The organism is Shewanella sp. M-Br (genome assembly GCF_036245925.1).
GTDB lineage: Bacteria > Pseudomonadota > Gammaproteobacteria > Enterobacterales > Shewanellaceae > Shewanella > Shewanella oncorhynchi.
The window spans coordinates 404,832-416,532 of record NZ_BJBV01000001.1 but is presented as its reverse complement, the minus strand read 5'-3'; the positions used below and the strand labels follow the sequence as shown (position 1 = coordinate 416,532).

12 protein-coding genes are annotated in these 11,701 nt (G+C 46.1%); 4 read left to right on the top strand and 8 right to left on the bottom strand.

What is annotated here, in order from left to right:
- Positions 1-80: 80 nt before the first annotated feature.
- The 5 genes from AAA952_RS01675 to AAA952_RS01655 form a co-directional block, all read right to left on the bottom strand.
- Positions 81-521 carry a hypothetical protein gene (locus AAA952_RS01675; protein ID WP_113940647.1) on the bottom strand — a complete coding sequence of 147 codons (441 nt, stop codon included), beginning with the start codon at positions 519-521 and terminating at the stop codon, positions 81-83.
- 220 nt (positions 522-741) lie between these two features.
- Entirely contained in the window at positions 742-1,179 is a 438-nt protein-coding gene (locus tag AAA952_RS01670; protein WP_131523019.1) for an OsmC family protein, read from the bottom strand.
- An 87-nt stretch (positions 1,180-1,266) separates the two neighbouring features.
- Positions 1,267-1,617, bottom strand: coding sequence for a DUF3325 domain-containing protein (locus AAA952_RS01665; protein ID WP_113940646.1), 351 nt, complete (start codon positions 1,615-1,617; stop codon positions 1,267-1,269).
- The gene (locus AAA952_RS01660; protein WP_263206039.1) at positions 1,614-3,284 is read right to left on the bottom strand and encodes a PepSY-associated TM helix domain-containing protein; all 1,671 of its coding nucleotides are present in this window, start codon (positions 3,282-3,284) and stop codon (positions 1,614-1,616) included. The genes AAA952_RS01665 and AAA952_RS01660 overlap by 4 nt, the downstream gene beginning before the upstream one ends.
- A 1-nt stretch (position 3,285) precedes the next feature.
- A complete protein-coding gene (locus AAA952_RS01655) occupies positions 3,286-3,660 on the bottom strand; it encodes a DUF3649 domain-containing protein (RefSeq protein WP_131523016.1) in 375 nt (124 codons plus the stop codon).
- A 428-nt stretch (positions 3,661-4,088) separates the two neighbouring features.
- On the opposite strand from AAA952_RS01655, the gene AAA952_RS01650 reads away from it, so the two are divergent.
- Both AAA952_RS01650 and hpf read left to right on the top strand, forming a co-directional pair.
- Positions 4,089-5,657 (top strand): methyl-accepting chemotaxis protein, encoded by a 1,569-nt coding sequence (locus tag AAA952_RS01650; protein WP_173497036.1) that lies wholly within the window; start codon positions 4,089-4,091, stop codon positions 5,655-5,657.
- Positions 5,658-5,905: 248 nt separating this feature from the next.
- Positions 5,906-6,262: a ribosome hibernation-promoting factor, HPF/YfiA family gene (gene hpf / locus AAA952_RS01645; protein ID WP_028760784.1), complete on the top strand. Its 357-nt coding sequence runs from the start codon at positions 5,906-5,908 to the stop codon at positions 6,260-6,262.
- 93 nt (positions 6,263-6,355) lie between these two features.
- Here the strand turns inward: hpf and AAA952_RS01640 are convergent, their stop codons facing one another.
- Both AAA952_RS01640 and AAA952_RS01635 read right to left on the bottom strand, forming a co-directional pair.
- Positions 6,356-7,006 (bottom strand): response regulator transcription factor, encoded by a 651-nt coding sequence (locus AAA952_RS01640; RefSeq protein ID WP_263140430.1) that lies wholly within the window; start codon positions 7,004-7,006, stop codon positions 6,356-6,358.
- Between the two features lie 29 nt (positions 7,007-7,035).
- A complete protein-coding gene (locus tag AAA952_RS01635) occupies positions 7,036-8,229 on the bottom strand; it encodes a sensor histidine kinase (protein WP_338253816.1) in 1,194 nt (397 codons plus the stop codon).
- A 183-nt stretch (positions 8,230-8,412) separates the two neighbouring features.
- Between AAA952_RS01635 and AAA952_RS01630 the strand changes: the two genes are divergently transcribed.
- Together AAA952_RS01630 and AAA952_RS01625 are read left to right on the top strand one after the other, a co-directional pair.
- Complete coding sequence (locus tag AAA952_RS01630; protein ID WP_338253814.1) at positions 8,413-8,919, top strand: DUF2141 domain-containing protein; 507 nt, start codon at positions 8,413-8,415, stop codon at positions 8,917-8,919.
- 14 nt (positions 8,920-8,933) lie between these two features.
- Positions 8,934-10,592, top strand: coding sequence for a carotenoid oxygenase family protein (locus AAA952_RS01625; RefSeq protein ID WP_338253812.1), 1,659 nt, complete (start codon positions 8,934-8,936; stop codon positions 10,590-10,592).
- Positions 10,593-10,657: 65 nt separating this feature from the next.
- Here AAA952_RS01625 and AAA952_RS01620 read toward each other — a convergent pair whose 3' ends face one another.
- Entirely contained in the window at positions 10,658-11,380 is a 723-nt protein-coding gene (locus AAA952_RS01620; RefSeq protein WP_028760779.1) for a YebC/PmpR family DNA-binding transcriptional regulator, read from the bottom strand.
- Positions 11,381-11,701 lie beyond the last annotated feature (321 nt).

Sequence of the window (11,701 nt, the reverse complement as noted above, 5' to 3'; positions counted from 1 at the left end):
GAAATTTAAGGTATCTCGGCTAGCATGTCCGCGTACAAAGTTAGGGTGTTGTCTCTTGGTTCCCGAGACAACACCCATTTTTATGCCCATTCATTAATACTTCTATTCCCATTTTTACTTGTTTCCGCATAGGTTTGCATAGTGTTCACTTGCTGTTGTTGGGCAAGGTGATTAACTGTCATTGCTCTCGCATCTTCGTTATGGCTTAGATAATAGGCCGTTGGCGCTGAAATCCCTTGGCTCGTTCCTGTCGCTAAATTGGTCATGTCGGCGATCACTTGATACTTCATCTTCGCGTGTTTCAATTCGACTAAGGTTTCTATGTTATCCCTCAGTGCTGGCATTTCTGCTGGTTTTTGCGCATTCGCCGCCAATTGTTTTGCATCGCTAGAAAGCGTTACTGTATCAGTTGATGCTGGTGCGCTGGTTTGAACTGGATTTTTAACCTGTGCAAATTCAGCAGTGGAGACATTTTTTTGTGGGCTGACAGACGGGGAATTTCGCAGTGGTTGAATGTGCATCTTTTAACTCCAACAGATGATACCAAGCATTGGCTTATATCGTACTGTTTAAAAGCTGGACCTGAGCTGAATAATGGTGAAAAATTAGACTCTGTGGATGGTTAGGTGGCGCGGATAATTCGGTGATAGCAATGATTCAGACAGGTATTGAGTTACGGTGCGGCAATAAAAAAGCCCGTTTAGGAAAACCATCTGCGGGCCATAAAGATCTGCTCAAATCCTAAAACTTGATTTGAATATCTGTTGCTAAACTATTAGCGATAAAGCAATTTGCATGTGCTTTCTCGTGAATTTTCTCAAGGGTTTCTTGGCTGACTTCGACCCCTTCAGCGAAAATGACCTTAGGATTGAGCACCATCTTAGTGACGGCCAACTTGCCCGCGTCGTTTTTACCCAGCTCTGCAGTGGCATTATCCACATAGGAGGTTACAGGTAAGCGCTTAAGATGCGCAATTGCTAGAAAGGTCAACATATGGCATGAGGATAATGCAGCCAACAGGCTTTCCTCTGGATTGACATTTTGCCCATTGCCTTTGTATTCCGGTGCCGACGAGGCTTGAATCGTCTGGCCGCTGCCAAAGGTAATACTGTGGTCTCGACAAAATTCGCCTTCTTCGGCGGGCGAGGTTTGCCAGTTAACCGTTAAGTTAAAGCCCATTATTTTCTCCTATCTGAAGGACATCAGGGCACTATAGCCTAGCGGTGCTCACTTAGCCATGATCGCCATGCCAGTGTTAGCTGGACATTAGATCCCAGCACTCAGTAATAGAGTGCCAGTGAGCACGCTGCCAGTGACGATTCCTATCGGTAAATGGCGCGGGCTGTAGCTTAACGTTAGGATGACCAGCATTGCCGCGAGGGAAATTATTCCCATAAACAAAATGCTCCCGTAGGCCCAGCCTTGATCGCTCGCGCAGGCACTTAAGCTAAATGCCAGTAGTAACCAAGCAAACAAGGTTAGCAAACGACTTTGCCATTGTGCTGGTGGACGATTGAACACATCCTTGAAGTGACCAAATTTAGCTAAGGCAAACAGGGCGAGGGAAAGATAACTCAAACCTAAGATCCCAAGTAGGGGAATAAATTCTGGCATCATGATTTGGCTTCCTCCAATGAAGATGACGAACTAAGGTCGCTGGCAAGGGATGTTTGGGATTCGTTTCTACGTGCATTTTTTGCTTTTGCTGGGCGTTTAACGGGGGCCTTAGCAATCAAAGTCACTCTTTTACTGGCAAATAGCATAGCGCCACCAAGTAGCACTGCGAGCACGTCAAATCCGACTAAAGCCCATTGATGGGATTGGATATTGTCGATGATATTGCTTGGTGATGTGAAGGCATTGAGCACGGGCAGCGCACAGCACAAAGTCCCTGTGAGTCGTAATGCGGTTTGCCACTGGCGACGTGAACGACCCAAGAAAGCCCAAACTCCCATTGCCGCTAACGCGATAAAGAAACTGTGAACTTCCCATTCAGAGCGGCTTGCAAAACTTGTCGATAAGAGACGATTGGCATAAAAGAAGGCTACAGTGCCTAAGGGGAGTCCTAAGATAAACATGAAGTTTAACCCTTCAACTAAACGTAATCCAAAGCTTGGTTTCTCGCCTTTATCGATCAATTTTTGCTGTTTTTGACGTAGACGAATGGCCCACATCAAAGTGCCTGTCGCGATCATAGCGCAGCCTAATAAACCGCAGAAAAAGAATAAAAATCTTAGCAGCGGTGCGGCAAAACGTGCCGTGTGCAGCGACATCATAGTATCGTAAGTCGCGGAGGCTCCAGAGGCTTCGTGCGGGCTGGCATATTTAAGCTCACCATTTACCCCGTTGAATATCAAAATATTGGCTTCATCGGTCACATCTTTACCTGTGTTTTGGTAAAAGGTCACTTGGCTATTTTGATCTTTAGGGTATGACACTATCACTTGCTTAATTGGCGCATCGCCCCATGCGGCTTTCACTTGAGGTAGTAATTGGCTCAGTTGCACCTGTGGCGCACTAATCCCTGCAGCTTTCTCGGTTTGTCTGGCGGGATTAAGTTCTTTTAAAAAAGCTTGGTTATCACCCGAATAGGCGGTATTAACCGTCCATGGGATATAGATAAGCATTAGGGTAATAAGCCCTGTATAAGTGATCATCAAATGATAGGGCAGGGCGATGACAGAGCTCACATTGTGCGCGTCTAGCCAAGAGCGAGCGCCTTTATCCCGTCTAAAACTGAACAAATCTTTGAAGATCCGTTTGTGGATCACTATGCCACTGATAAGGGCGATCAGCATAAACATAGTGCAAACGCCGACGATATAACGCGCTGTAATAGCGGACATATAGTGCAAGTCAAAGTGCAGACGATAGAAGAAATCACCGCCGCGACTCTCACGCACTTCAGAGATCATGCCGCTGCCATCTGCTAAGGCTACATGTTCTTCAGTCTTGCCACGACGCTGACCTTTTTCTGGTGGCAGTTGCCAGCTAACGCTTTGAAAGGGGGTTCGTTCAGTTGGAAAACCTATCATCCAGCGCTGCGCTGTTGCCGGCGAATGCGCTTCTATGTAACTTTGACCTTTATCTAATTGGTTTTCGAGTGTATCGGCTCGGTAGTCTTGATAAACCCCTTTGTGTAATTCGGGTTCATTCCAAAGGCTGATCTCATGGCGAAAATAACTCAAGCTACCCGCAAAAAAGATCAACAATAATACCCAACATACCAGCAAGCCTGCCCAGGTATGTAGCCAAGATAAAGTTCTAAAAAATGTCTCTTTCATCTTATTGCCCACATACCTTGATCAATCCAAAACATAACAAACTCACTAAGCCTAAATCTCGCCACGCATGCCAGGTTTTACGCACACAAAAGGCATAAATAATAGCAATGGCATAAAACAGGAAAGCTAACATATTGGCTGTTATCGTGCTTTCAAAGCGCGGCATAGGTAGCACTAATGTCAGCAGGCAAGCCAAGGTTGCTGCCGCAACATAACCCGCCAGTAGAGCGGCACTCGCACGCGCAAAGACTTTGAAGGCAAACTGCGATTGCTCTTGCTTAAACCATTGCACAATTCCCCGCGAAATCAGCGAGAACGAGCGCATTTGAGTTGTAGAAGATTGCGTTGAGGTTTCAAACGCGGGTGTATTAGACATAAGTGCCACTTCTCATTTCGAGCCAATATGGGTCTGTTATGGCTATCCGTTACTGTTGATTCTGCAAAGTGTGCTTGAGCTTTTTGGCTTAACGACGAATGCATTTCTATAGCAGTAGATAGCTAACCGCGAGAAGTATAACTTAGTTAATTCAAATGATAAACGATATCATTTAGATTCGAATGTGAATTTGTGATCTTAAGCTGATCTGCTTTAGCGAGTGTAGGGTGGCGAGTTTAACGTATGTAGCGTAACGAGCGCTCTGTCACAATTGTTTGTTTTTATTTGTTGATATGTGTTTAGTGGTTACTACTTGTTTAGCATTAGGTTAATTTTTATGCTGCCAATGTGAGCTTTATCAATTTTGATAGACGACGGTTTTGGCAGAATGCGTTATCTTTTTTACCGAGACCTAGCCTGATAACCCTATGCATAAAAATTCTACAAATGGTGAAACACACCTGTCAGATAATGCGATTTTACTATCAACGACGGATCTGAAGGGAAACATTAAATATGTGAATCAGACCTTTTCGCAGATCAGTGGGTTTAGTGTTGCTGAGTTGCAAGGGAATCCACATAACATAGTGCGCCATCAAGATATGCCTGCGGCTGCATTTAAGATCCTCTGGGAGCGAATTAAGCAGGGCAAGCCTTGGATGGGGATAGTTAAAAATCGCACCAAAACGGGCGGCTATTATTGGGTGAATGCCTACGTCGCGCCAGTGTATGAAGATGGTAAAGTTCATGAGTATCAATCTGTTCGTCGCCAAGCTACCCCTGAGCAGATTAAAGCCGCTGAGAGTATTTACCGTGATATTAATCAGGGCAAGCAACCTAAAGTGTTGCGTAAAGATAGGTTAGGTTTCAGTGGCAAAATACTACTGGCCATGTTGGTTTCGATTACGGCTACGGCGATAATTGCCAGTTATTCCCCCATAGTTGCCGCGATGGTGGGAATGAGTCTCGCGTGCCTAGCATGGTATTACCTGATGCAGCCGCTGCAAAAGCTTGTGTCTATGGCAACTAACATTATTGACGATCCCGTCGCTACGGGCGTGTACACCGGCCGCCAAGATGAGATCGGTAAATTAGACCTCGCCCTACGTTTTTTGATCACTGAAATTGGTGGCGTTGTTGGCCGTATGGCTGATTCTGCCAGTGAGATCCAAGCACAAAGTGTCAGCCTTAAACAAACCATTACAAACACTTGGGAGCACGCCGATAGTCAGAGTGAACAAACCACGCAAGCTGCGACTGCGATGGAGCAGATGAGTGCCAGTTTTGCTGAAGTAACGGGAAACATTCATCGCACTGCCTCGGAAATGGTGTCGAGCCATGAGGCGGCTCAACGCGGTCATTCACGTTTAGAAACAGTTATTGATGCGATACATCAGTTAAGTGTACAAGTGAGCCACTTTTCCGATGTTGTACAAGCTATTGAACAAGATAGCCGTGCGATTCACCAAGTGCTCGAAGTCATACGTGCTATTGCCGACCAAACAAACTTATTAGCCTTAAATGCGGCAATTGAAGCGGCGCGGGCAGGGGAGAGTGGTCGTGGTTTTGCCGTGGTGGCCGATGAGGTCAGGCAGTTATCGAGCCGTACTAGCCAATCCACCTCGCAAATCGAGTTAATTGTTAGCCGTTTTAGGGAAAGCACTCAAAGGGCGACCTCGACCATGATGGCAGGGCAGGAACAGGTAAAACGTTCGGTAAGCTTAGCGCAAGATGCGAGTGTGGCTTTTGGCGAGTTGCTTTCATCTATTTCGCGAATTAATTCTTTGAGTGATGATAATGCGGCGGCGATGACGCAGCAGACTTCGGTGGCCGCAGAAATTAGCCGAGCTATCCATGTGATCAGCGACTTGGCTCAGCAGAGTTTAGAGCAGACGCTCGATGCGGCGGCGCGGGGTGATCAAGTGTCGCGTTTATCGACCAAGACGCATCATTTGTCCCAACAGTTTTGGCAGCAGAGTGTGCAACGTAAATATTAAGCGTATTTACCTTATGTCGTATTGCATTTTGTGATTGATTTATTATTAATGCCTGTTTATAAATCAATCACTTAATCATGTTTTTCTCGCTGTTTTATTTTTGACTTCTTGATGGAGGTCACATTTAGGAGATGCTAATACCTGAGTTGACCGAAATATTTGCCAATAACCCTTGTGTTTTATCCTGCATGCCCCAAGCTCTATTAGTGAAGCAAAAATAAAAGTAATGACACTAAAAGGGACAACCTATGAAAATAAATATTTCTGGTCACCACGTCGATGTTACTGATTCTATTAGAGAAGATGTTAACGAAAAATTTGCAAAAATCGCCACCCATTTCCCCTCTCTGATCGCACTGGACATTATTATTGCGAAAGAGCATGGCGAGTATCAGGTTGAGCTTCGTACGAATTATGAAGGAAGCCGTATTTCTGCTTCAGGTACTGATGAGGTTATGTACCCAGCAATCAAAGCCGCATCGAAAAAATTAGATGCAGCACTTAAGCACCGTAAAGGTCAGCTAAAAGCGGATTTGCATGAAACCCCGAGCTGTACAACGCCAGCTATTGCCCATGAAATTATCCAAGAGATGGATCTTCGTTAGGTTTTAGTCATAACTCATCGCTTTAGATGAGCACAAAAAGGGCCTTAAATGGCCCTTTTTGTTGGCAATCGGGTTTGGTTTAATGCTAATGGGTTAAATCAATGCCAGTTGTAATCCCTTGAGCACAGCTTGGGTACGGTCTCGGCAATCGAGTTTAGTGAGTATGTTAGAGACATGATTCTTCACTGTGCCCTCGGCTAAAAATACCGCATTGGCGATTTCCTTGTTGGAGAAGCCGCCCGCCATAAAACTGAGAATTTCCCGCTCCCGTTCCGACAATAATTCATTTCTAGTTACCCCAACGCTAGGTGCAGGTTTAGGCTCACTCATCTGTTTGAGCACCGAAGGCTCTATCAAGTAGCCGCCTTTGGCGACGGTTTCGATGGCGTGCAGTAACTTGTCGAGTGACACGTCCTTGAGCAAAAAGCCGTTGGCTCCCGCCTGTAAACTATTGAGGAATAACTCACTGTCGTCGAAGGTGGTTAACATGATGACAGGTAAGCGATTGGCACTTTGCCGTATCTGTTTGAGCATGGCGATACCATCAAGATTTGGCATGCAGATATCACTGAGCAGTACATCGACGGGATTGCTGGCAAGCTTTTTGAGTGCATCTTGGCCGTCTTCGGCCTGCCATAACACGCGAATGTTGTCGGAAATGGCGAGCAGGCTGGCGATACCTTGGCGAACCAATTGTTGATCTTCTACTAAACCGACACTGATAATGTTGTTTTGCGTATCCATAGAGATCCCAAAGCGTTTTTAATAAAAAGTTAAGCGAGTGCAGGGAGTGTGAGGGTGAGTTGGCAACCGGACGCCGAGTCATTTGCCCTTAACTCCAAGGTGCCATTAAAGGGTTGTAGCCTTTCCTGCATGCCGCCGAGCCCAGTACCGAACTGCCTAGTGCCGAACTGTCCTGGACCGTTTAGCTCTGTGCCGCTTTTAGCTGATGCGTTTCGCGCGGCTCCCCGTGTTAGCCCCACGCCGTTGTCGCTTAGTTGCAATACCAGCGCGCTTTGGGAGTCTTGCATGCTCAATTGCAGTTGATTCGCCTTGCCGTGACGAACGGCGTTGCTGATGCCTTCTTGCAGCACTAACAGTAGTGCCTGAGTCAGTTCGGCTGATTGCAGTGGCTTCATCCCTTTGCAGTGAAGAGTCACGCTGGGTAAGCGGGTCATCAGTGCCTCTAAAGGTGGGACTAAATCCAATCCCACTTGCACTCTTTGAGCCCTGACGACGGCGCGAATACTTTCAAGTAGCTCTTTAGCTAAGGATTTACTTTGGTTAACTTGAGGTTTGAGCTCCTCGGGCGCGGTATGGCTTAGTACTTCCAATTGCAGGGAAAGCGCTGTGAGTTGGTGGCCGAGAATGTCGTGCAAATCGCGTGATATCCTTAATCTTTCTTGCTGTTCGCTGGCTTGGCTCAGTAGGGCGCGAGTGGCAATAAGCTGTTGGTTTAGCTGTTCTTGTATCAAACGTGATTTACGTTCAGAAAGCCTTGCTTGGCTACTGCTGTAGGCAAAGAATTGAAAGCCAAGATAAATCAAAATATTGAACACATTGCTTTGTTCATGCAATTGCCATTGCAGCAGCGCGTAATAAACAAGGTTGGCTAGCAGCAGCTGTGAAATGGCTTGGCGACGACTAAAAAACTCAGGCAACAGTGACGCCCAAATGACGAAGAGGATCGGCAGCAATGCATGGTTTGCCGTGAGTAATAAGCTCAGTACGATCAAGGGCATTGCTAGCGTGGTTATGCGGCGAAGTCGAATATTATTATGCGCAACTTTATCGGTAGCTATCAGTATAAATTGCACTACAAACAGCCCATACAGTACGGCATTTAGCATGCCTTGCCATGTATGCAATGCGGCTTGATTTATCCCAACCCAAGCGACTAATGCCCAAGTGAGCACTCCTGCAGCAATCAACATGTTTTCTTCTTTCGCTAATCGATTTTTTAGCACGAATGACGATTCCTTAATCCAATTCTGCCGACCATTCTAAGGTATCAGCGCCAGATGTCACTATGCCAAAAGTCATCTTGTTAAATTTTTGTTTCATGACTTTTGGCACCTGTTTTTCGTCCTGTGATTTTTTAAGCTAACTCCATCGCAGTCACTTATCAGCGCAAATAACAGGAGTAAGACATGAAACACGTGAACTCGGCTATGACAACACAGGTTCGCCAAGCTAATAAGACGAAAAGGACGTTATCGGCGATTTGGGGCGCAGGCTTAGCTTGCTTACTCTTGTCTGCAGGAAGTGTGTCGGCAGGAAGCATGTCGGCTGAGAGCCAGACACATACCCTGACTGTCAATATCGATAATATTCAAGTACAAACGGGCGCCTTAATGGTTGAGCTTTACGCCAATGCCGAGGATTACGCCGCAGGCCACAATCCCAGCGCATCTATGATAAAGCCCGTCACTAAGACAGAGCATAGGCTGGTATTTAGCGAACTCGTATATGGCCAATATGCGGTCAAGGTCTTTCACGATGAAAACGGTAATCACAGCTTAGATACCAATATGTTAGGTGTGCCGAGTGAAGGCTATGGCTTTAGCAATAACGCCGGCAGCTTTGGGCCTGCGAGCTTTAAAGACGCCAGCATTAGTTTGAAGGCCGATACTCAAATCACTATACATATTCGCTAAGGGAGGGCTGCACCATGGATAGACGTCAATTTTTAGCAGGCTCTACCGCCCTCATGACGAGTGCTGTTTGGGCAAGTTCGGTTGATAAATTATTGGCGCTGGATAGCGCACAAACGGTCGCACGTGAGCCATGGGCCATAGGTTTTAACGGGGCGCAAGGCGACTATCCGCCACTCACTATGCAGGTTTCGGGCGAGTGGCCAGCGCAGTTGAGTGGGAATCTATATCGTAATGGGCCAGCGAAAATGTCTCGGGCAGGTAAGGCATATCAGCATTGGTTCGATGGCGATGGCATGGTGCAGCAGTTTAGTGTGAGCAATAGGCAAATTCAGCATCAGGCTAAGTTTATCCAAACAAAGAAGTTTAAAGTCGAAGAGGCCGCTGGCGCGTTTAAGTACACCACTGCAGGCACTGTGATCCACAATGCTTTACCTATTCGAAATAACGATGACTTGAATGTGGCCAATACCAGTTTATTGCCGCGCCACGGCGAGTTGCTCGCTTTATGGGAGGCGGGTTCACCCTATCGACTTGATGCTCAGACCTTAACCACGCTTGGCGTGAAAAGCTTTGGTGACAAATTTAAGGGCTTGCCCTTTTCTGCTCACCCACTCGATGACGGACAAGGTGGACTGTGGAATTTTGGCGTTTGGTATGTCGGGGGGGAGAAGCAATTACTTGTGTATCAAGTGGCGCCCGATGACAGCATAGCCAGAATGGAAGTGATTGAATTACTACAGGCGAGTTATTTACATGCCTTCGCGCAGAGTGAGAATAAGCTGGTGTTTTACATTTCATCCTGCGTGTATGAAGAGGGCGAAACCTATGTTGATGCCTTTAAATGGCGCCCCGAATTGCCATCGCAATTACTGGTTATCGACAAAGCCGATTTTAGCGTGCGTCAGTTACACCAACTGCCTGCAGGATTTGTGTTTCACTTTGGTCAAGCCATTGAGAAGAATGACGAACTTTCTGTGCAGCTTTGCCTCTATCCCAATTCAGCTATTTTAACCCAAGGGATGAAGGGGTTACTGACGGGGGAGCGAAAAACTAAGACACCCCATGCAGAGTTAGTGACGATCACAGTACCGCTCACAGTAGCATTTACAGCAGCTAGCAAAGCGCAGTTTGCAAAGACCTTGTCTTTCTCTGCACGTATTAAGCGCAGCGGCGTGATGATGGAGTTCCCCCAGTTTTCGCAGCACATTATGAGTAAGAAACAAACTAGCGGTGAAAAAGCGTTTGCAGAGAAAACAGGCGGGGCTTCGGAGTTTGTTCCGTTATTTGGCGTTGGAGCAAGATCAGATTCAGCAGTTAACTCTGGCTCCAGCTCTAACTTTAAATATGAAGCAGAATCTGAATCAGGGCTAAGTAACACTTTGTATTGTATTCATAATGCAAAAGACAGTAGCAAGCACAGTGCGGATACACTTGGTGACGCGAGCTATAGCGCGTTTTATCTTGGCAAAGGCAAGGTTGCCGAAGAGCCGCTCTATATCCCCGCCACTGAGCAGCACGAAGCTTATTTACTGATGACTTGGCTCGATTACCATAATGCACAGTCTGGTTTGTCTTTGTTTCGTGCCAGTGATATCAGTGCGGGCCCCATCGCTTCGGCTCAAATGAACAGGGTATTGCCACTAGGGTTTCATGGCTGCTTTATTGAAGCTTAATATTTTGATCTATAAATAAAAAACGCAGCTATTAGCTGCGTTTTTGTTTCAGGCGAAAGAAACGTTTAGTCATCAATTTCCGCATTGTGATAGACGTTTTGTACGTCGTCACAATCTTCAAGTGCGGCAATAAACTTTTCAAACATAACGACATCTTCACCTTCAACTTTAGTCATGTCCTGCGGTACGAAGGTGATATTGTCAAATTCAAAGTTAACCTCTGGCATCGCTTCGGTCAGCGCAGTTTTGACTTTAAAGTATTCAGTGTGTGGTGCGTATACTGTGATTAAGCCATCTTCAAGCTCAACATCGCTTACATCAACGTCAGCCATCATCAGCAGTTCTAAAATCGCATCTTCGTCATCACCCGCAAACACGAACACGGCTTGATGATCAAACATGTGGCCAACTGTACCTGGGCCGCCGAGTTTGGCATCGTTTTTCACGAAGGCTTGACGCACTTCGGTGAAGGTACGTTTTACGTTATCGGTTAAGCAGTCAACAATGACCATGCAGTTGCCAGGACCAAAACCTTCGTAACGGGCTGTATCGTAATCTTCACCGCCGCCGCCTTTGGCTTTTTCAATTGCGCGTTCAATAACATGCGCAGGCACTTGGTCTTTCTTAGCGCGTTCAATTAAGCGACGCAGTGATAAGTTTCCATCGGGCTCAACGCCGCCTTGCTTAGCGACAACGTAAATCTCTTTACCGTAGCGTGAATAAATGCGGGTTTTTTGACCGGCTGTTTTCGCCATGGATTCTTTCTTGTTTTGATATGCTCTGCCCATCTTGATCTCGTTAGCTCAAAAAATTGCGCCGATATTAGCAGTTTTCTTGGCATAAGTGCAGTCGTCCCTATGTGATTTATTACCTAGAAGGCGACGGGGCACGCATTTCAGGGCAAAGTTAGTTTTTTCAAGGAAGATCCGCTTTTAGATAGGCTAGGACTATATCGCGATAGATTAATACTAATGTCTAATGCCATACGCTCGTGAGACTGTTGATGATAGCTAACTTCTACTTTGTTTATTTAGCGAGATAAATTATCTAGCTTATTCAGAGAAATAGACTAAAACTATAAATCTTGAGCGCTATCATAGTTAGTCCTC

Excerpts from the sequence above, each read along its gene's own strand:
- AAA952_RS01675 (WP_113940647.1), bottom strand. The coding sequence starts at position 521 with ATGCACATTCAACCACTGCGAAATTCCCCGTCTGTCAGCCCACAAAAA.
- AAA952_RS01670 (WP_131523019.1), bottom strand. The coding sequence starts at position 1,179 with ATGGGCTTTAACTTAACGGTTAACTGGCAAACCTCGCCCGCCGAAGAA.
- AAA952_RS01665 (WP_113940646.1), bottom strand. The coding sequence starts at position 1,617 with ATGATGCCAGAATTTATTCCCCTACTTGGGATCTTAGGTTTGAGTTAT.
- AAA952_RS01660 (WP_263206039.1), bottom strand. The coding sequence starts at position 3,284 with ATGAAAGAGACATTTTTTAGAACTTTATCTTGGCTACATACCTGGGCA.
- AAA952_RS01655 (WP_131523016.1), bottom strand. The coding sequence starts at position 3,660 with ATGTCTAATACACCCGCGTTTGAAACCTCAACGCAATCTTCTACAACT.
- AAA952_RS01650 (WP_173497036.1), top strand. The coding sequence starts at position 4,089 with ATGCATAAAAATTCTACAAATGGTGAAACACACCTGTCAGATAATGCG.
- hpf (WP_028760784.1), top strand. The coding sequence starts at position 5,906 with ATGAAAATAAATATTTCTGGTCACCACGTCGATGTTACTGATTCTATT.
- AAA952_RS01640 (WP_263140430.1), bottom strand. The coding sequence starts at position 7,006 with ATGGATACGCAAAACAACATTATCAGTGTCGGTTTAGTAGAAGATCAA.
- AAA952_RS01630 (WP_338253814.1), top strand. The coding sequence starts at position 8,413 with ATGAAACACGTGAACTCGGCTATGACAACACAGGTTCGCCAAGCTAAT.
- AAA952_RS01625 (WP_338253812.1), top strand. The coding sequence starts at position 8,934 with ATGGATAGACGTCAATTTTTAGCAGGCTCTACCGCCCTCATGACGAGT.
- AAA952_RS01620 (WP_028760779.1), bottom strand. The coding sequence starts at position 11,380 with ATGGGCAGAGCATATCAAAACAAGAAAGAATCCATGGCGAAAACAGCC.